At 40.7% G+C, this 20,519-nt stretch carries 18 protein-coding genes, 1 other RNA gene and 1 pseudogene; 4 read left to right on the top strand and 16 right to left on the bottom strand.

Going from position 1 to position 20,519, the window contains the following annotated elements:
- Positions 1 to 502 precede the first annotated feature (502 nt).
- Both ACJJVX_RS16635 and ACJJVX_RS16640 read right to left on the bottom strand, forming a co-directional pair.
- Positions 503 to 1,120 (bottom strand): transposase, encoded by a 618-nt coding sequence (locus ACJJVX_RS16635; RefSeq protein ID WP_244507113.1) that lies wholly within the window; start codon positions 1,118 to 1,120, stop codon positions 503 to 505.
- 250 nt (positions 1,121 to 1,370) lie between these two features.
- A complete protein-coding gene (locus tag ACJJVX_RS16640; RefSeq protein WP_244507114.1) occupies positions 1,371 to 2,375 on the bottom strand; it encodes a transposase in 1,005 nt (334 codons plus the stop codon).
- A gap of 88 nt (positions 2,376 to 2,463) precedes the next feature.
- Between ACJJVX_RS16640 and ACJJVX_RS16645 the strand changes: the two are divergent.
- Positions 2,464 to 2,784: pseudogene (locus ACJJVX_RS16645) on the top strand (group II intron maturase-specific domain-containing protein); the annotation flags it as partial.
- A gap of 68 nt (positions 2,785 to 2,852) precedes the next feature.
- Here ACJJVX_RS16645 and ACJJVX_RS16650 read toward each other — a convergent pair.
- The 5 genes from ACJJVX_RS16650 to ACJJVX_RS16670 all read right to left on the bottom strand — a co-directional run bounded on the left by ACJJVX_RS16650 (position 2,853) and on the right by ACJJVX_RS16670 (position 5,338).
- Complete coding sequence (locus tag ACJJVX_RS16650) at positions 2,853 to 3,179, bottom strand: hypothetical protein (protein ID WP_135476872.1); 327 nt, start codon at positions 3,177 to 3,179, stop codon at positions 2,853 to 2,855.
- 17 nt (positions 3,180 to 3,196) lie between these two features.
- Positions 3,197 to 3,814 (bottom strand): DUF998 domain-containing protein, encoded by a 618-nt coding sequence (locus tag ACJJVX_RS16655; RefSeq protein WP_405632493.1) that lies wholly within the window; start codon positions 3,812 to 3,814, stop codon positions 3,197 to 3,199.
- 367 nt (positions 3,815 to 4,181) lie between these two features.
- Positions 4,182 to 4,283, bottom strand: a complete 102-nt coding sequence (locus tag ACJJVX_RS16660; RefSeq protein WP_152960639.1) for a transposase — start codon at positions 4,281 to 4,283, stop codon at positions 4,182 to 4,184.
- Between the two features lie 58 nt (positions 4,284 to 4,341).
- Positions 4,342 to 4,494: a hypothetical protein gene (locus ACJJVX_RS16665; RefSeq protein ID WP_405632496.1), complete on the bottom strand. Its 153-nt coding sequence runs from the start codon at positions 4,492 to 4,494 to the stop codon at positions 4,342 to 4,344.
- Complete coding sequence (locus ACJJVX_RS16670; protein ID WP_405632499.1) at positions 4,451 to 5,338, bottom strand: tyrosine-type recombinase/integrase; 888 nt, start codon at positions 5,336 to 5,338, stop codon at positions 4,451 to 4,453. Before ACJJVX_RS16670 ends, ACJJVX_RS16665 begins: the two co-directional genes overlap by 44 nt.
- Positions 5,339 to 5,645: 307 nt before the next feature.
- On the opposite strand from ACJJVX_RS16670, the gene ACJJVX_RS16675 reads away from it, so the two are divergent.
- Positions 5,646 to 6,617, top strand: a complete 972-nt coding sequence (locus ACJJVX_RS16675; RefSeq protein ID WP_405632501.1) for an integron integrase — start codon at positions 5,646 to 5,648, stop codon at positions 6,615 to 6,617.
- A 185-nt stretch (positions 6,618 to 6,802) separates the two neighbouring features.
- Here ACJJVX_RS16675 and ffs read toward each other — a convergent pair.
- Both ffs and ACJJVX_RS16685 read right to left on the bottom strand, forming a co-directional pair.
- Positions 6,803 to 6,899: signal recognition particle sRNA small type (gene ffs, locus ACJJVX_RS16680), an RNA gene on the bottom strand.
- Between the two features lie 140 nt (positions 6,900 to 7,039).
- The gene (locus ACJJVX_RS16685) at positions 7,040 to 7,912 is read right to left on the bottom strand and encodes a DUF3014 domain-containing protein (protein WP_054205983.1); all 873 of its coding nucleotides are present in this window, start codon (positions 7,910 to 7,912) and stop codon (positions 7,040 to 7,042) included.
- A 176-nt stretch (positions 7,913 to 8,088) separates the two neighbouring features.
- Here ACJJVX_RS16685 and ACJJVX_RS16690 point away from each other — a divergent pair, with 176 nt between their 5' ends.
- Entirely contained in the window at positions 8,089 to 9,234 is a 1,146-nt protein-coding gene (locus tag ACJJVX_RS16690) for a patatin-like phospholipase family protein (protein ID WP_054205984.1), read from the top strand.
- A gap of 110 nt (positions 9,235 to 9,344) precedes the next feature.
- Here the strand turns inward: ACJJVX_RS16690 and ACJJVX_RS16695 are convergent, their stop codons facing one another.
- A complete protein-coding gene (locus ACJJVX_RS16695; RefSeq protein ID WP_054455172.1) occupies positions 9,345 to 11,321 on the bottom strand; it encodes a cation:proton antiporter in 1,977 nt (658 codons plus the stop codon).
- Positions 11,322 to 11,464: 143 nt separating this feature from the next.
- Here ACJJVX_RS16695 and ACJJVX_RS16700 point away from each other — a divergent pair, with 143 nt between their 5' ends.
- Positions 11,465 to 12,361, top strand: a complete 897-nt coding sequence (locus ACJJVX_RS16700) for a GGDEF domain-containing protein (RefSeq protein WP_054205986.1) — start codon at positions 11,465 to 11,467, stop codon at positions 12,359 to 12,361.
- A 40-nt stretch (positions 12,362 to 12,401) separates the two neighbouring features.
- Here the strand turns inward: ACJJVX_RS16700 and ACJJVX_RS16705 are convergent, their stop codons facing one another.
- From ACJJVX_RS16705 to lpxB, 6 genes are all read right to left on the bottom strand, one after another.
- Positions 12,402 to 12,740, bottom strand: a complete 339-nt coding sequence (locus ACJJVX_RS16705) for a hypothetical protein (RefSeq protein WP_054206053.1) — start codon at positions 12,738 to 12,740, stop codon at positions 12,402 to 12,404.
- Positions 12,737 to 14,047: a tRNA lysidine(34) synthetase TilS gene (gene tilS / locus ACJJVX_RS16710; RefSeq protein WP_054455174.1), complete on the bottom strand. Its 1,311-nt coding sequence runs from the start codon at positions 14,045 to 14,047 to the stop codon at positions 12,737 to 12,739. Before tilS ends, ACJJVX_RS16705 begins: the two co-directional genes overlap by 4 nt.
- Positions 14,048 to 14,189: 142 nt before the next feature.
- Complete coding sequence (gene accA / locus ACJJVX_RS16715; protein ID WP_054205988.1) at positions 14,190 to 15,146, bottom strand: acetyl-CoA carboxylase carboxyl transferase subunit alpha; 957 nt, start codon at positions 15,144 to 15,146, stop codon at positions 14,190 to 14,192.
- Between the two features lie 16 nt (positions 15,147 to 15,162).
- Entirely contained in the window at positions 15,163 to 18,654 is a 3,492-nt protein-coding gene (dnaE, locus tag ACJJVX_RS16720) for a DNA polymerase III subunit alpha (RefSeq protein WP_405632506.1), read from the bottom strand.
- Complete coding sequence (gene rnhB / locus ACJJVX_RS16725; protein WP_054205990.1) at positions 18,654 to 19,250, bottom strand: ribonuclease HII; 597 nt, start codon at positions 19,248 to 19,250, stop codon at positions 18,654 to 18,656. The genes dnaE and rnhB overlap by 1 nt, the downstream gene beginning before the upstream one ends.
- Entirely contained in the window at positions 19,240 to 20,397 is a 1,158-nt protein-coding gene (lpxB, locus tag ACJJVX_RS16730; protein ID WP_405632508.1) for a lipid-A-disaccharide synthase, read from the bottom strand. Before lpxB ends, rnhB begins: the two co-directional genes overlap by 11 nt.
- Positions 20,398 to 20,519 lie beyond the last annotated feature (122 nt).

Genomic DNA, 20,519 nt, shown 5'->3' on the forward strand with positions numbered 1-20,519 from the left:
AGCATAAGAAATACGCCAATAGTCATTACTAGATCCCTAGCTATGAATTCGACAATCAAAAAATCGTAAATACCAGTAATTAGGATTAAAGTAGCAAAACTAATACATAAAATGAATGCTAGCTTTTCTTTTAAAGGTAGATGATTCAATACAAAACTCTCCATGTTGCATATAACATTTTAGTATTTATGCAACACGCAGTTTGTGTTGCATAATCGCTTGTTGGACTGAGGCGCTACCTGCTCGGTGTATAGAGTTGGTGTTGTTTATGCTATGGACTTAACTTATAAAGAAAGGTTTTTTATGGCCTAAGCGATATCAAACCAATTTCATTGGCGTGTCTATCGTATCTAAGCTATCCCTGCATTGCTCAGCGTTTATTATCTATTCATTAAACCTAATGTTTAACCGTTAAGCAAGGATATTTTTCTCACGCACAGCCGCGACTAGCCTGAACAGTTAAGCAGGTTAACTCATTGATTTGATGCAGCAAGCAAGGCTGCTAACTCGTTCGCGCTATTTTATTTGTCGCCATATCTAAATTCATCACACCAATAAATCGTAAGATACCCGCCTTGCATGACTGGCAAGGCCAATGCGGTATTAATCGTTCTTGCTCTGCCTTCGGCTTCACCGCTTTGAATGGGGTTATTGATGCTTGAGCCTTTATTAACCCTAACTTTCGCTTGCGACACGCATTAGCTAAAAAGCCATAGTGGCGAATGCGCATAAACCCTTTCGGCAATACATGTTGTAAATAACGCCGTAAAAATTCATCACAACTCAGTGTCATGACTTTATCGCAGTTGTTATCTGCATAATCGCGATATTTAAAGCTCACTGACTGCTCATTCGCTGACACTAATCGCGATTCTGACATCACGCCTTTTCGGGTATAACGCGCAAGGTAGCTAACTAGCTTTTCACTGTATGTTAAACAGGCTTTGCTATACACGCACCATTTTGTTGGCGTGTTTATCTTCGCGAATGAACTATCGCATTCATTGAGCGCCGCCAGCATTTTACCTCTAAAGACTGTTGATAACGCTTTAACTGGGTATAAATAGCCTTTTTCTATTTCATGCCAGTGCGCTTTATTAAGCGCCCCTGCGGGTATCAAAGAGTAAAAAAGAGAAAGTAAAAAAGAATAAAAAAAAAGAATAAAAAAGGACAGGCATATATTTTGCCAGAAAATTTTGCACCTCTACCATCGTAGGTAACCGTATCATTATTTCTTGCGCACTGTTAGTGTTAGTTACAGCACTTAGAATTCAGTTGCTTGGCAGGAATTTTAGGTATAAAAGGCAAATCGAGGTCGATACTTTGTTTAATAACGTGTTTTTTAAACAAACCAATGAAGATGCAACTGTTCAACCTGCGCCTTTGTACCATTTTACATCGTTGCTGGCGGCTTGCCGCTTTAACCGTTGTTTGCTGCCTGCAAAATTTGAGTACTGCTGCCTGAAACGTTGAATTGATTCAAGCCATTGCGCTTCTTCTATATTCAACGTCAGGAGCACTTTTGGCACTGCGTTGTTGATATGCCCTTTTTTCTTTGGAGCTATGTGGCGGCCACTCCAGTCGACTAATTCAATGTAATCCAGTAATGCAAAGGGGATCGTGCCTTTAATATGATTACCACCAAATAGCTTTAGCTGTGCTGGTTGACTTTCATGTTGAACAGTATCTTTTTGTTTGAGAGGCTTATTCGCTTTAACCGTGTCTATGGTAAAGGCTTTAAAATGCGCTATACGCTCTTGAATTGAGGTAAAATCACTGTCTTCAAGCGTATCGGCTATATTTGCTCTTATGGGGTTCAAATCAACGTAGGCCATGCAACTGAGTACTGCGGTTTGATCTAATAATGCCTGTGACTTATAGCGCCCTTCCCAGTACTTGCCCGTGCAGTTATCTTCTTTATTGGCTTCGCGGGCAATGTACTCATTGAGGTTTTTCATATACCAACTGATGTCATACAATCTTTCTCGCCATTTAGCGATGATCTCATTGAAAAAGAGCAAACTTGGCTTATCTAACTGCTCACCTTTTAAGTGGCGGTCGACTAAAACATGGCCATTATAAAGTAGATACCAGCGTTCAATTACTTCATCATCTGACCAATCAAGTGCTTGACGTCTATTAACGTTCACAACAAGGTGGTAGTGATTGCTCATAATCGCGTAGGCGGCAATTTCAATAGCGAACACGCTACTTAATAACTTAATTCGCTCTACCAACCACGCCCTACGGTGATCAAAGTTTTTACCTGTGTATTTATCATCACCACACAAGAATGCACGTCTCACGCATCGTGAGATTAAGTGATAATAAGATGTCGATGCTAAATCAATCAGCTTTTTTCTTGCGCGAGTCATAAAATATCAACCTTAGTTGAACTGTATGTAATAACAGTAGTTGATACTATGATTTTTGCAAAAAAATTGTGCCTGTCCTATTTATTGCACGCAGTATTTACGCAGCTGGGGACACTATTACCTAATAGCCAACGCTTATCAACTAACAGTGGATTTAGATCATTGGATCCGTCGTAGGATAAGAATGTGCTACTGGCGGCAATGGCGTAAACCTCGCACCAAAGTACGCAGTTTAATGAAATTGGGTGTTAGCGAGCGACTCGCCATAGCCTGTGGTATCACCAGTAAAGGCCCTTGTAGAAGCTCAAAAACAAAAGGAATTAACATTGCGCTAGGCAATAACTACTTAGCGTCACAAGGGTTAGTGTCATTGAGAGATATTTGGATCAATATTCATTACGGGAGATGAACCGCCCATTGCGGACCCGCATGATGGGTGGTGTGGGGGCTGGAGGTTAGAGACCTCCGGCTACCCGATTAGCAGTACTTTGCCATATGACTATCAAATTGCTCTGCTAGTTTTAAATACTCATCAACCCAGCCATTTTCCATTGCTATTTCTTGTAATGGTGCTGTTGGTAAGAACAAGTAATTGAGTTTACTCACATTCACTTTGCCTGAACTCTTTAGCAAATGTAATTGCTTATTTATTATTTGTACTGTTTCTTCGACTTCCATATCTGACCATATAGAGTCTTCTGACTTTGCGAGGTACGATAAAATTTGTTCCAATATTTGAGTTAATGGAACCCTAGCATCTCGTCTAATTTTTCGTTTAAATATCAGATTCCAGAGAAAATTCATCTTGTACTGCTAACGCCTCAATCAGCCGACGCGTTAGCGGTCGGTTGGATTGACTTGTTAACTGAAAATTGATGTAAAATTAGCATGTGAGCTGCAACACCAAACCAACCCATTGTCGGGACTGCCCATAAGCGTTGAATTAAACCGTTAAACTCCTGCGGTACAAACCCTGCGTAAATAAGCCAAAACATAAAAACGTGTAACACTGTTACCGCTACAGAAAAGCTTTCAAACGAGCTGGATTTCACAACATTCTTAAAATCTAAGGCAAAGGCTATTGGAACAATTATCATGAAAATCGATAAGTTGTAAAGAAGATGAAGTGGAGTTTCTAGTGTCCAAATACCCGCACTTATCATACTTATACCAAGTAAAAAAACCGACAAGGTGGCCGCAGAAAAACGACTTTGAGAAGTTTGATGTATACCAAAAGCAAACCCACACATTGACAAGCCAATAATGACGTCTGCTGCCCGATGAATATAAGCGAATACTGGAGCCTCCAGCGCAACATGGCTAATGCTTTTTGAAAAAAAATCGAAGTCAGGAATGATAATACCCAACCCAATATTAATTATTGAAGCCAGCCAAACTATATGTGCTTGCTTAATCATCCAGTAATTTAAATTTCGCACTAACTTTCCTTTTCAGTTAACGAGGCTGTAGAATAACTCTAACAGCCAAATTCAATTAAAAAACGAGCTCCTGTAATTAACTCTAAGCGCTTTTAAAGCATTAGGTAATGCATTTGGAACCCATAAAACAGGCTGTTTTTCTTAAAAAAGAGTAATTCTACAGTCACAACGAGCCTGTAGAATAACTCGTTTTTAATTTATTTTTATTGATGCTTCAACCATAGCTGAGTTCCTATTTTGATTCAATCGACAACTGACTTTCACGTGAAAATATAAAAAGAGGATTTGGTGTTGTTTTAATGGGCGTTTTGGAAGGGATTGCAGGTGTTTAAGTGGCTTATTTAAGGTGATAAGGAGTTTCCCCTTATTAATGTATCGTGTTTCTCAGCTTTTCTAGATTATGAACAAGGCAATACAGTTGCCATTGCGCATTCACTTTCGTTTGTCCGCGTAAGGTCAATTTGTTCATGCCTTTACTGACTGTAATATTCCGCTGTTTATTTAGAGGAAAGCAGGCTCTATACAGCCTAGTCGTTTGCCATTCCTTCAATAAAAAGCTGCCGTCGCCCCATTGGACTGTCTATTTTAACTTTCATTTTGTCGATATAGCTTAGCTTTTTACGTGATTCATCATTTTTAAACTGTACTTGCCGCCCTGTTTTTATTGGTGACTTTCGCATGCATTGCTGTTGCAGTGGGCATACTTTGCAATCTTTTAAGTAACCGCAGAAGCCCTAATTCAGGTAACCAGTGTAAGTAACTTTGCGTGGTTCTAATGTCACTGTGACCAAGCTGGTGTTGCAGTTGATGAAGTGGCATACCTGATTCAAGTTGATGTGTTGCATAAGCATGGCGTAATACATGTGGATTACAGTGCTTTAAACCACACATTTGTGCATTTTTTTTCAATGCCTTTCTGAAGCTTGAGGGTGACATGGGTTTATCCATTAACCATCGTGAATAAAACATCCAGCCCGTTGGGTGATACATTTTCAAATAACAACGTAATTGATTTAGCACGCTATCTGATACAACAACATAGCGTGACTTATCTCCTTTACCATGTTCAATTAAAATGGTTTTACGCTGTCCATCGATGTCTTGCACTTTGATGCGCAGCAGTTCGCCAATACGCAAACCACATCCATAACACACCACTATCAATGTTTTTAAACGCATATCCGTGCAACTTTCTATAAGTCGACGAATATCATCACGCGATAAATAAGTAGGTGCCCGAGGTTTCGCTTTAGGCAAGGCTATGTCTAAGTTCAGTGGGCGATGTAAAATATTCTTAAACAAGAACCAAATGCTGTTTATTTGTATTTTTTGACTCGCTCTGGAGAGCTTGCGAATGGCGGGATCTTTAAAAAAGATATTCAGCTCATCATCAGTAATTAAATCGAGTGGTTTATTAAAATAATGGCTGAGTTTAAGTAAATGCTCGCAGTAACTTTTACAGGTACTTTGTGAATAACCACGGTAGGCTATTTCAGTTTTGACTTGTTCAATGAGTGTATTCATGACTTACCTCCAAGTTATGGGATAACCCCAAGGTAAGTGTGGCTCAAATGATAAGAATAGGATCTCCGCGTAGCGGCTTAGTTCAACAATTTTATAGTGCGCGCGTCGCGCATATTTCTGCCGAAGTCACGCTCATGTATTTAATAAGTCTTTTTTAACAAATAACTTAACCCATTGCTAGCTATAATTATTTCTTGGTACTAAATATAATCAGAAAAAGAAAATACGCTCGACGCTCTTTTTCTTGAATATGGGAGTCAAACAACTGCACTGTATATATATATACAGAACAACTAGTGGTGATGACATGAAAACGCGCTCTCCATTTTTAAATTATATCGCTGATTATATGTTGGTACGTCAGTATTCATTACGTACCGTGGACACGTACCTGAGATGGATTGCATCTTATATCCATTTTCATGATAAGCGCCACCCCGCCTCAATGGGAGACAATGAAGTCGAGCGCTATCTAGAGTACTTAGTGTTAAAACAAAACGTTGCACCACGAACGCAAGCCACGGCACTCAATTCATTGTCATTTCTATACAAGCACATAATAAAAAAAGAGCTGTCGTTAAACTTAAATTTTGCTCGCAGTAAAAAACAAGCAAAACTACCTGTAGTTATGACGCCAGAAGAAGTTAAGCTGCTTATGACTCATTTAAATAAGCGTTATTACCTTATTGCAAGCCTTATGTACGGGAGTGGTTTAAGAGTAATGGAAGCGGTACAATTAAGAGTGAAAGATATTGATTTTGATTACAAGTGTATTCAAGTATGGAATGGCAAAGGTAATAAACACCGTATTGTAACATTGGCCACCGAGCTAATTCCTATGCTGAGAAATCAAATTCTGCAGGTTGATGACTATCTAAAACTTGATTTAAATAATACGGAATATACTGGCGTATGGATGCCTTATGCCTTAACAAAAAAATATCCTTCTGCCTCAAAATCACTTGCGTGGCAGTATTTATTTCCCTCACATATATTAAGCACAGATCCTCAAAGTGGTGAAATAAGACGACATCATTTTCATCATTCGTGTATAAGAAAAGAAATAAAAAAAGCCGTTCAAAAATCGGGATTAACAAAAATAATAACACCGCATACCTTACGCCATTCATTTGCAACGCATCTATTGCAAAGTGGTGCCGATATCAGAACAGTTCAAGCTCAGCTTGGCTATTCAGATGTCAAAACAACGCAAATATATACCCATGTTTTACAGCAAGGAGCGAACGGTGTAATTAGTCCATTAAGTAAAATATTTTAAACTTTATCAATGTTCACTTCACGGCAAAGGTATGATGAAAAAGCACGCCTATTTGATTAAAAATGATGCCATTACAATTTTGACGAGGATTTACCAAAAGCGCAATATGAGAAAATAGTATTGGTAATTTTAGATAGTATGAAAAAGGAAATTTACAACACCCAAATGAGGAATTTGGGTGGCAGTCTTACCAGCCACATCTCGGCACACACGTCACAAACTGTGGCTGCTCCCTTCCGGGCCTGACCAGGTTCGCCTGCTAGTGTTGCGAGAGGACCAATAAGACTACCATTGAGGGCCTTGGTTGGCGCGGGAGAGATTATCGCTACTTTTGCTGTGTTATTCAAGGGTAAACACAAAAAGAAAGTGCGATTGCGTGTTAAACATACAATCGCACTGTTTTTTAAGCTACTTTATCAAGCTTACTGGTTATCTAGCTCTTTTTGAACGTTACGTAATACTGCTTTTACCTTTTTCATGTTTTCAGGGCCCATGCGCAATAATTGCTTTTGCGCTGCGGGTAAACGTTCCCATTCAGAGTAAGCGTACTGGTACGTTACTGAATTTCTCAGTAACGGCATGTCACCTTTTGGCTCTGGTGTATCTAGTAATAAATCAATGGCTTCTTGAAGTGTTTGATTAAATGCATCACCTGAATAGCCAATTTCGGTGTACGCGTCATTAATGAGTGGTTTATATTCATCATACAAACGCACAATTTGTGCCGCGCTCATACTGGTAAATACTTTTACATACGGCGTGTATCGCTCGTAACTGTTTGGGTCGATAGTGAGAATGTCACCTTCCATCACGCTAAAACCATCTTGTGGACGCTCTACTGGCGCATGTTTAACCGCTACTTTGCCTTTTGCTAAGTTATCTATAAATACAACAGCACGACGTATTACATCGTCTGTTAGTAGTAAGCCCATTGCTTGATCACTTAAGTAATCATCTATGCGCGCAACCACTACAGCGTCACTTTCATTTAATGATGGAAGAGGTGCTACTACTGGCGCGGGTTCAACATTACGTGTTGGTGGACGCTCTACCTGCGGCTGAGCTGCTGGCGGTTCAATTTGTTCAATTTGAGGCTGTGGTTCCTCAACTGTTTGATATTCTTGTATAGGCTGTGCTGTGGGAGTGACTTCTACAATGGGTTGAGGCTGCTCATCAGAGCTCAATAATACAAATGCTCCGGCGCATAAAATAATAACCAGTATTACAGCAGCAAAGAGTAAGTTGTTGTTTGGTGGACGTTTTTCGATATCTGGCGGTGTTGATTGATCTGACATACGAACTCCATAAAAATTAAAATGCACGTTTATCTCACTTAGAGTTACCTAAGTGATTATAATTCACAACTTAATGATAAAAAATTTACTATCACTAAGGTATCCTTTGATTCTTCTAGCTTAAAGACTTACAGTTAATAAATAAAGTAAAGACGGTCAACAGTTTAATTGCAATTATGAGAATCAAGCAAGTCAATAAAGATAAACCTAAAATCGCACTATTATTAACCGGTGGTGGCGCACGCGCAGCGTACCAAGTGGGCGTGCTTAAAGCGCTCGCGCAAAGCATGCCTCGTACAGCGCCTTTACCTTTTACGATTATAAATGGCACCTCCGCAGGGGCTATTAATTCTGCAGCTTTAGCTAGTTATGCTTCATGTGCACACTTGGCGGTACGAAAGCTTGATTCTGTATGGAAAAACTTTTCTACTTCTATGGTGTATAAAAGTGACTTTATCAGTGTTTTTGGGCATATAACACGCAACATGCTCACTAGTTTTCAGTCTGAGCATATAAATCATCCCCCTGCGAGCTTATTAAACAGTCAGCCTTTACGTAATTTACTTAACGATATTTTAGATTTAAACCGTATTGAACGTAACTTACACCGCAATTATTTAGATGCTTTATCTATTACAGCATCAAGTTATACAACGGGCGATTCTGTTGCATTTTTTCAATCTAATACGCAATTACCTTGGCAACGTGCTAAGCGTGAAGGTAAAGCTACGCGTATTAATGTTGAGCATTTAATGGCGTCGAGTGCTATACCTATGGTGTTCCCGAGTGTAAATGTACAAAACCATTACTTTGGTGATGGCTCTATCCACCAGCTTTCACCTCTGAGTCCATGCGTACACCTTGGCGCTGAAAAAATATTTATTATTGGTGTTGATCAACCGAAAGAGTTGCACCCTCCGGGTTATTTACCACACTATCCGGGGTTGTCGTCTATTGCTGGCCACTTACTCGATAGTGTATTTACCGATACATTGCAATCGGACCTTGAGCGACTTGAACGGATCAATCGTACTTTGGGGCTTTTACCCGGGCGTGATAAACATCAAGAACTAAAACAAATTGATTCTTACGTGATCAATCCATCAGAAAACTTTAATGCGATTGCAGCGCAATATTATGACGATATGCCACTGCCTATTAAGATTTTATTGCGTATGATCGGGGTTAAAAAACGTTCACAATCGAGTTTAACCAGCTACTTACTTTTTGAAAAACGCTATACCCAACACTTAATTGATATTGGTTATAAAGACGGTTTAGAAAAGTTACCACAAATACGTGAGTTTTTAGAATTAGATTAGCCCACGACTCTCTATTCAGGCTACAACTTATACCCAAGTCACCTCATGATGCAGGACTCAGCGTTCGCGGGGCTTAATATTTGGGTATTATAGCTGCTCTATACGCTTAGCTACTCACTGCCGTCTAGAATATAACGTTCAACTCGTTCTACCCTGCGTGGTTTGCCTTGTAACACTAATATATCGCCTGCGAGTAAAATCGTTTTTACTGACGGCGTGTCTATTTCTCGGTCTTGACGGCGTAATGCACGTACCGACACTTTGCGCTTTTCGAGATTAAGTTCGCTGATGTTTTTATCTACCGCAAAGGCGTTTTCAGGTAACGCAATAACATGTAGGTATTCTAAGCGATCTGCATTAGTTTCTTCGCTATCAAATTTATCACCTGCAAAAAAACCATGTAAAAACTGATAACGATTACGTCGTTCTTTACTCACTCGGCGCACAATTCGTGTCATCGGCACACCTGACATGTACAAAACATGCGATACTAACATTAAGCTGGCTTCGAGCGTTTCGGGCACAACTTCTGTTACACCTAGCTCTTTAAGTGCCTCTAGCTGGCTGTCATCTCGCATGCGGACTAAAATTTTTACCGTAGGCGCTATTTGTTTAATCGCATCAATAACCACTTGGGTTTGTTCAAAATCAGTGAATGTTATAATCACTAAACGTGCATGCTCTACTCCTGCTGATTTTAAAATATCTTTTTGTTTTACATGGCCAAATATAATTGGTTCGCCTGCTACTTTAGTTTCTTGTACGAGTATTGGGTTGCGTTCGATGGCAACATATTCGATCGCTTCAGGCTTTAAAAATCGTGCTATTGTTTGGCCAACCCGAGAAAACCCGCAAATAACTACGTGATTACGATATAAAATACTACTCGTCGGCTCTTGCTGCCATTTATTACGAGGCATTTTTAAGAAACCAAATTGCTTTAATAACCATGGTGTACGTTCTATTAAATACGGGGTTAAACCCATCGACATCACTGCTATTGCGATTAAAAATGAGGCATGCTCCAAAGCTAATAATTGATGCTTAGTAGCCAGTGCAATTAATACAAAGCCAAACTCCCCCATTTGCCAAAGCATAATGCCAGCGGCTATTGCATCTTGTTTGCGCTCCCCCATTAGTTGGGCAAGTAATGTGATCACCCCTATTTTTAGCACTAACATTAAAGCCAATGCTGCAATGATCCAATACCACACGCCAAGCACAAATAAAATATCAAGCTGCATGCCCACGGTAACAAAAAACAATCCCATTAAAATATCGCGAAATGGTCGAATATCGGCTTCTAATTGATGTCGATATTGGCTTTCACCCAGCATCATACCTGCTAAAAATGCTCCTAAAGCCATCGATAAACCAAATAGGTAGGTTAGCCCTGCAGCAAATAAAGCGACCACGAGTGTGGTTAATACAAATAGCTCGTCCGTACGCATTAAAGCGACTTCATTAAATACCTTAGGTAATATCCATTTGCCTATGGCCCATAATAATGCACATACAAAAGCTCCTTTAGTAAGTGCGATGATCAGCGCAAATGCAATGCCTTCTGAGCCGCTGCTTTGCGCCAAAAGAGGTAAAATAATTAAAAGGGGGACTACGGCTATGTCTTGAAACAATAACATACCGATTGCAAGCTGCCCGCGCCGCTCTTTTAAATCGCCAGATTCTTTTAATAACTTAACAACAACAGCTGTTGATGAAAGCGCCATTAATGTCGCGATGGTAAAACTGGTGAGTAGCGAAAGATTCAGTAAGAGTAAAATAAGCATCAGAACAATGCTTGTCACAATAACTTGTAAGGTCCCTAGACCAAATACAATATTACGCATTGCCATTAATCGGCCCAGTGAAAATTCTAGACCTAAACTAAATAATAAAAAAACAATACCAAGCTCTGCAATAAAGTGGATCTCATGGCTTTGTGCCATCCAGCCAATGCCATGACTGCCTGCAAGCACGCCCGTAGCGAGATAAGCTAATATTGGCGGTAAACCTACGCGTTTAAATAGCCAAACCAGCACCACAGCGCCAAGGAGCAAACCAAATATTTGGGCTAATACTGTTTGCAATGAGGCCTCCTCGCGATGTTGCTGTCAAAAATCCATCAGTTCTTATTCTAACTATAGCAACTATCTGTTTTTCAGCCAGTTTGAAATTGTGGCACAAAAATAGCTTAGTTAAGTGAGTAACTAACTCCTGGGGGGAGAATTCAATGGAAAACGTCCATATTTTGACACAACGAGTCTCAGCGCGGGGCGAGTTTTTGCCGTTTTCGGCAGAGCACTACCGTAAAAATGAACCCGCGGCTCTACACAGTTTACTAGAGAAATTACAAACGACTCTAAATGTAGAAGAGCTTTTGACGATTTATGCAAACTACGCTAAGCAAATTATCAATTTTTCGGGCTTACAGTTTCAATCCTCTCTTGGGGTTGCTCAAATCGCTAGCAGTGATAATAGCAAACCGCCTTATTCGTTTGATTTAGATATTAACAACGAACATTTAGGCCAGTTAATTTACTTTTGCCAATATCCACTCACTGGCAATATTGAAAAAAAACTCGCAGGCTTACACAGCGTATTAATTTATCCTTTACGTAATGCATTGATGTATAACCGCGTACTAAAGCTAGCAACAAAAGATGCATTGACAGGGTTAAATAATCGCAGCCAATTTAATGATGTTTTGGCGCAAAAGTTAGAGCGTTGTCGCCGTCACCATCGCCCATTTAGTTTAATGTTGCTTGATTTAGATAACTTTAAACAAGTAAATGATAATTTTGGTCATAAAACCGGTGACGATGTGCTACAAGAATTTTCTAGCGTGTTATGCAGTAGTATTCGTGGTACTGATTGCGTATTTCGTTTTGGCGGCGATGAATTTGCAGTTTTAATTGATGACCCTGAGTTTACGACCAACAAAGTCATTGCCCAGCGAGTAATGCGCCTAGTCACTGAATCAAATTTAATGAAGCAATATGAAGTAACAACCAGTATTGGTTTCACTTTAGCCAATAGCCAAGACTGCGAAAATGAAATTTTTGCACGCGCAGATAAGGGCTTATACAAAGCGAAAGCATCTGGTCGAAATTGCGCTAAAGCCTATTAACTAACCAAAAGCCTAGCTTCCCCCTCTAGGCTTTAATTTACTATTTAGTGAATATTTTGTAGCCTAATAACGCTAAGCAAAAACCAAAAAAGAAACCACTAATTAAATATAATAGTGCGGCCATCGTTGTCAGTGGTATAACTATCACCATTAACAAAGGTATACTCACTCCCGCAATAAAGAATAACCCGCCTTTCCCCAACCAATAGGCAATTAAAATCATTGCGCAGATCAAGCCACCAGCAATAGAGTAAGCCAACGTTATGATGTCTAGTTCAAACATAACTGTAGCAATAATTGCAATCACTGCTGTTACTATAAGTCCTAACGGCGCTTTATTTACTAACGATAAGCCAACGTGTGGCTGTTGTGTCGTCATATTTTTATCTTCCAAAATATACCTTCTTGTTCATAGTGTTCTGCACTTACAAAGTGCCCTACTACAAAAACTAATTGTTCATTATAAAAAATAAGCGGTATATTTGCACGTAACCAAGGGGCAACTTTAGCATCTTTAAACCAATGCTTAAGCGTATTATGGCCCGGTTTTTTTAATGGCTTAATACGCGCTTGCGGACAATTAAAACGTACAGTTACTTGCTCATCTGCAAATGGTGATCTCACTCCCTCTCCGCGAAATGACATTAAATAACACCCGTCAGACAACTTTTGATTATCACTCGTGACTGACTGTTCTTTTTGGGCCGTTACACTTTCATTAACAAAGTACAAATAGCCTTGATGACGACGTACTTGACCTTCTGCAAGTTGAATCAATAGCTGCGCATCGCGTTGCGCCGTTAAACCTTGTAATAATATTTGCTGGGTTTGTTTTTGCGAAGGCATTAAACGGGTGAACTGCCCAAGCCAACACCGTAATACGTTCGCTTGACGAGGCAGGCTAAATACACCCATCTTTTCACAGCTTAATCCTCGATGCTCATTTTGAGATTGTGCTAAATCTAATTGGGTATATTCATCTAACACATCTTGCTGTTGCTGCAAAAGCGAAATACTACGAGATGCGCTTTTTTCAAATCCTGTAAATTTTTCCGATAAAACGGGTACAACTTTCCCTCTTAAAAAATTTCGATCGAAGCGTTCATCTGAATTTGAGTCATCTGTAATGTGTGATAGGTTAAAATCATCTGCAAATTGCTCAATATTCTGGCGCGTAACATTTAACAAGGGTCGTAAGCACATGCGACCAGAATTAAGCGTTCTAGTTTGTCGCATAGAGGCTAAACCTTGTAACCCTGAGCCGCGTTTTAATCTTAGTAAGAACGTCTCTAGTTGATCATTTAAATGTTGCCCAAGTAAAATAATACTGCCTGTGGGACTATGGTGATCAAGTGCTTTATAGCGAGCATCACGCGCGAGCTCTTCTAAACTAGTGCGGGCTTTGTTTTCGATATTTACTTGCGCTGGATAAAAAGTAATATTCAGTGTTGCACATAATTTTTTACAGAAAGACTGCCAGTTATTAGCATACTCACTTAAACCATGATTTACATATACGGCATTTAATTGCAATTGCGGTACTTCAGTTTTCAGCGCATTCATCACATGCAGTAATACCACTGAATCCACGCCACCAGAAAGTGCCACCGTAAATGAGATTTTATGCTCAACTACATAAGGTGTTATGACGTTTTTTACTTGTTGATATAAAGACGTTGAATGCATGAATTAAACCGCTGCCTAAGTGAATGATTACTTTGCTACTGATAGCTGATAGCTGATAGCTGATAGCTGATAGCTGATAGCTGATAAACATTTTAAAACAAAAAAGCCGCAAAAGCGGCTTTTTTCAGTAATTTGGTATTAATTAACAATAACCAAATGACATTAAACGTTTGTAACGTTGATCAAGCATTTCATCAAGGCTCAATGCCTGTAAATCACTTAAATCACGCTTAAGCTGAGCTTTAAGGTTACGAGCCATCGCTTCATAGTTACGATGTGCACCACCAAGAGGTTCATCTACCACACTATTAATTAAATCAAGCTCTTTAACACGTGCAGCGGTTACGCCCATCGCTTCTGCAGCAAGAGGTGCTTTATCGGCACTTTTCCATAGAATTGATGCGCAGCCCTCTGGTGAAATAACCGAGTAAGTGCTGTACTGCAACATGTTAACACGATCGCCAACACCAATTGCCAGTGCACCACCTGAGCCGCCTTCACCTATAACCGTACAAATAGTAGGCACTTTTAATGCTGCCATTACTTTAAGGTTACGTGCAATTGCTTCTGATTGACCACGCTCTTCAGCGCCTACACCTGGGTATGCGCCTGGCGTATCAATGAAAGTCATGATTGGCATTTTAAAACGCTCAGCCATTTCCATTAAGCGTAATGCTTTACGGTAACCTTCAGGCTTTGGCATGCCAAAGTTGCGCTTTATTTTCTCTGCAGTATCTCGTCCTTTTTGTTGACCAATAACCATGACTGGTTGGCCTTCAAAACGCGCAATACCACCAAGAATAGCGGGATCATTAGCAAAAGTGCGATCGCCAGAAAACTCATCAAATTCCGTGAAAATACGCTCGATATAATCACGAGTATAAGGACGCAACGGATGACGGGCTAACTGAGAAACCTGCCAAGCACCTAACTTAGAGAATATTTCCTCTTTTTGCTGGGCACTTTTCTCTTTTAATCGGCTGACTTCCTCTTCTAACTCAAGGTTTAATTCGCCAGCGCGGCTTATATTTTGTAACTCTTCAATTTTTGCTTCTAATTCTGCAATTGGAAGCTCAAAATCAAGATAATTGAGGCTCATGCTCTAAACTACCTAATTAGTTAAATTCTAGTTCTACATCTTGCGCCGCCATTAACGATAACTTATGAATTAAGTCATCACTTGGCGTAACACACCATTCTGTCCCGAGGGTTAACTGGGCCAACGCATCTGGACGCTGATAGAAAACCTTAATCGGACAAGTACCAAACTTATAAGGTTCGAGTACTTTTTGTAACTTATCGAAAAAGTTTGCGTCGATTTGCACCATATTCAGCGTCATTTTAATCGCTTTTATACGTTTTTCTCGCGCTTGCGCTATCGTGCATATATCTCTGGCGGTCATTGTAATGCCACCGGAGAAGTTATCAAAGCTGACCTGTCCGGATATTACCAAGATATTGTTGATTTGCAGCATATCTTGGTACATTTCAAACTGTTCTGGGAATAAGCGTACATCAATACGGGCACTCTTGTCATCTAAAGTTATAAGTCCCCAGCGATTTCCCTTTTTATTTACCAGTACTCTTGCTGCAATCACTAGGCCTGCGGCGGTTGATTGCACGTCTCGATTTGTTGGTTGTAAGTCTACTAATCGCCCACTGGTGTAGTATTTTAGCTCTTTACGGTACTGATTAATCGGATGACCCGTTAAATAAAGCCCTAGAGTTTCCTTTTCTCCATCAAGCCACTGATTATCAGTCAGTGGTATCGCTTTTATAAACGCTTGTTCCACTTCATCAGGCTCTGTGGCTAGCAGGCCAAATAAATCAGTTTGCCCTAACGACTCCGCTTTATTGTGCTGATCAGCAGCGCGCATAGCGTCTTTTAAGCTGGCTAATAAAGTGGCGCGTGCTGGCTGCGTTTTTTCAGGGCCAAGTTGATCCAAAGCGCCAGCATAAATAAGTTTTTCAGTAACACGCTTATTTATACGCTTTAAATCTACACGTGCGCAAAAATCAAAAAGATCTTTAAATGGACCGCCTTCAGCGCGCGCTTCTAATATCGCATCAACTGGCGCCTCGCCCACTCCTTTAATCGCACCGATACCATAAACAATTTCCCCTTTGAGGTTAACCGTAAATTTGTATTCGCCTGCATTAACATCTGGCGGTAATAAAGTGAGTTTCATGTTCTCACACTCATCCACCAAGGTGACAATTTTTTCAGTGTTGTCCATATCCGCTGACATAACCGCTGCCATAAATTCAGCTGGGAAATGGGTTTTCATCCAAAGCGTTTGATACGACACGAGTGCATAAGCTGCAGAGTGAGATTTATTGAAGCCATAACCTGCGAATTTTTCTACCAGATCGAAGATTTTAATCGCTAGTTCGCCGTCAATGCCGTTATTTCGTGCACCATCTTCAAAGGTTGAACGCTGCTTGGCCATCTCTTCGGGTTTTTTCTTACCCATTGCACGACGTAGCATATCGGCGCCACCAAGGGTGTAACCTGCCAATACCTGTGCAATTTGCATAACTTGTTCTTGATACAAGATAATGCCGTAAGTTGGCTCCAAAATAGGCTTTAAACTTTCGTGCTGATATTGCGCATCAGGGTAAGATATTTCTTCGCGTCCGAGCTTTCGGTCGATAAAGTTATCTACCATGCCCGATTGCAATGGCCCTGGGCGGAATAAAGCCACCAAGGCTATCATATCTTCAAAGCAATCTGGTTTTAAACGCCTAACTAAGTCTTTCATACCGCGCGATTCAAGCTGGAATACTGCGGTCGTTTCAGCTCTTAGCAATAACTCAATGCTCTTTTTATCATTGAGTTCTATGGTGTTGATATCTATTGGCTCTTTGCCCTCTCGGGCTAAGCGCACATTGGTCATATCAACCGCCCATTGCAAAATGGTGAGCGTACGAAGGCCTAAGAAGTCAAATTTTACCAAGCCTGCGGTTTCTACGTCATTTTTATCAAACTGAGTAACCGGAAACTTACCTTCGTCATCACAATACAGTGCAGCAAAGTCGGTAATGGTGGTTGGTGATATAACAACACCACCGGCATGCTTACCGGCGTTACGTGTACAGCCTTCAAGGATGCGACACATATCAATGAGATCTTTTACCTCAGAGTCACCATCGTAGGCTTCTTGTAAACGTGGCTCGACATCAAACGCTTTAGCGAGCGTCATCCCTGGATCACCTGGGATCATTTTCGATATACGGTCAACAAAACCATATGGATGACCGAGCACACGTCCAACGTCGCGTATAACCGCTTTGGCCGCCATGGTGCCAAAAGTAATAATTTGCGATACCGCATCGCGCCCATATAAGGCTGATACGTGATCGATTACTTCATCTCGTCTATCCATACAGAAATCGACGTCGAAATCCGGCATTGAAATACGTTCTGGATTTAAGAATCGCTCGAACAGTAAGTCAAATTCGAGTGGATCAAGATCGGTGATTTTTAGTGCGTAGGCCACTAATGAACCGGCACCTGAACCACGCCCTGGGCCTACAGGGATGTTATTATCTTTACTCCACTGGATGAATTCCATTACGATCAAGAAGTAGCCTGGGAACCCCATTTGGTTGATTACATCAAGTTCGATTTGCAAACGTTCGTCGTATTCAACGCGTTTTTCTACGCGCTCTGCTTCATCAGGAAATAAAAACAGTAGCCGTTCTTCTAGGCCATCTTGCGATACTTTAACTAAGAACTCGTCAATTTTCAGTGAACCTGTTGGGTAATCAGGTAAGAAATACGTGCCTAGTTGTACTGTTACATTGCAACGTTTTGCAATTTCTACCGTATTTTGTAGTGCTTCTGGAATATCGCTAAAAATCTCAGCCATTTGTTCAGGCGTTTTTAAATACTGCTCTTCGGAGAAGCGCTTTGGCCTGCGTTTATCATCCAGCGTATAGCCATCAAAAATGGCCACGCGTATTTCGTGCGCTTCAAAGTTTTCAGGCTTTAGAAAGACCACCTCGTTAGTAGCAACAACAGGTAATTGCTCAATGCTGGCAAGCTCAACCGCTAAATGGAGGTACTCTTCCTCTTGTGCGCGCTTAGTGCGCACTAATTCAATGTAATAGTTATCACTAAAATGCTGCTTATAAAAGCTCACCACCGATTCTACAATCGCGGGGTTGCCCTTTAATAGCGCCTTACCTAAATCGCCATCTTTAGCACCTGAAAGTAATATAAGCCCTTCTTTGTGTTCAATAAGCCAGTCACGGTCAATCACTGGACGGTGAAATAAATGCCCGCGCTGATACGCTTTAGATATTAATAAGGTTAAGTTTTTATAGCCGGTATTATCTTTCGCTAAGATAACCAACCGACATGGTCCTTCAGGGAACTCTGGGCTATGTAGCCAAAAATCAGCACCGACGATGGGCTTAATGCCTGCGTTGTGCGATGTTTCATAAAAACGCACTAAGCCACACAAGTTCATTTGATCAGTTATTGCCAATGCGGGTAGTTGCAACTCTTGCGCTTTGGCGACAATTGGTTTGGTTTTGGCTAAACCATCAACCATCGAAAAGTCTGAGTGAACCCGTAAATGCACAAAATCTGGAGCGGCCATTATTTCTCCTGCATTGCCAGTACACGTTGCACTGGTTTAAAACTTTTTCGGTGCTCTTCAATTGCACCGTATTGCTCAAGCGCGGCAAAGTGTGCCTTGGTTGGATAGCCTTTATGCCCCGCAAAACCATACTCTGGGTGGCGCTTATCGAGCGCTATCATTTCGTCATCGCGCGCTACTTTAGCGATAATAGACGCCGCGGAAATCTCGGCAACTAAACTATCTCCTTTGACAACCGCTTGCGCTGGCATAGCCAATGCTGGCAGGCGATTACCATCAACAAACACAAATTCAGGTGCGGTGCTTAACCCCTCTACCGCACGCGTCATGGCAAGCATCGTGGCTTGGAGAATATTCAATTCGTCAATCTCTGTGGGACTGCAACGGCCAATTGACCAACACAACGCTTTTTCTTTAATCTCAATAGCAAGCGCTTGGCGTTTTTTATCCGTTAATTTTTTTGAATCAGCTAAACCTGCAATCGGTTTAGTGGGATCGAGGATCACCGCTGCAGTGACTACATCTCCTACCAATGGGCCGCGCCCTACTTCATCAACGCCCGCGATAAGCGCTAGGTTTGGTCGTTCAATTTGCATTTATAATCTCCGCAACAGCCGTGGCAGCTTGCTCACTGGCGTTTAAGCGTATTTGTTGATGAATGGCTAAAAAGCGTGCTTTGAGTTCGCTATTGTCACTGTTTAGCATCGGCTCTAACGCGTTAGTTAAGTTTTCAATGGTGCAGTCTTGTTGCATAAACTCAGGCACAAGTGCTTCATCAGCGAGTAAATTTGGTAAGGAAAAATATTTGATATTGAAGGTAAACAGCGTTTTAAAAATCCAGTAACTCATCGCTTTTATTTTATACCCAACAACCATCGGCTTTTTATACAACATGCCCTCAAGGGTTGCTGTACCAGAGGCTATAAGTATTACATCAGCTGCCTGCATAGCAAGATCAGATTGACCATCGAGCATTTGTACGTTTAAGTTAGGTGCTGTGGCGGCTAAAATAGTAGAAAACTGCGCTTTACGTTGCGGGTTCACTAATGGCACTACAACTTTTAAAAGCGGTTTTTTTGCTTGTAGCCCTGCAGCTGTTTTTATATACGTTTCGCTAAGCAAGCCCACTTCTGAGCCTCGACTACCGGGCAATAATGCCAATACTTTATCATCGAGGTTTAAACCTAACTGCTGACGTGCTGCGCTATCATCATGCTCAAGAGCGATATCATCAGCAAGTGTATGCCCAACAAAAGTACAAGGGACGTTATGTTTATCATAAAACGCTTTTTCAAACGGTAATAAAGCCAACACCATGTTAGTTGCTGCGCTAATTTTATGAATGCGTTTTTCACGCCACGCCCATACCGATGGGCTCACATATTGAATTGTTTTAATGCCGGCGTCTTTAAGCGGTTTTTCAACTCGAAGGTTAAAGTCAGGAGCATCAATACCAATATAAACATCCGGTTTATTATCAATGAAATGCTGTACCAGTTGCTTACGAATTTTTAATAACCGCGGTAATCTACCTAGCACTTCAACTAAGCCCATAACGGCTAATTCTTCCATATCAAATAAGCTTTTGCAGCCTTGCGCCTGCATTTTAGGCCCTGCTATGCCTTCAAAAGTGGCATTAGGGTAGCGCTTTTTAAGTGCTTTAATTAAGCCTTCGCCTAAAATATCACCAGAGAGTTCCCCAACGACAATCGCTATACGCAGTGGCTGTTTATGTTTATTCATATGAATTTATTTCGCAAATAACTCGAGTGTATAAAAAGAGTAGTTTACCGTGTTTTAAGGTTTCTATAAACGTTTAAGAGATCTCATTTTTTATAATATAAATAGCCCACCTGATTTGCATC

The sequence above is a fragment of the Pseudoalteromonas sp. Ld20 genome (genome assembly GCF_045064175.1).
In the GTDB taxonomy this organism is placed as follows: domain Bacteria; phylum Pseudomonadota; class Gammaproteobacteria; order Enterobacterales; family Alteromonadaceae; genus Pseudoalteromonas; species Pseudoalteromonas neustonica.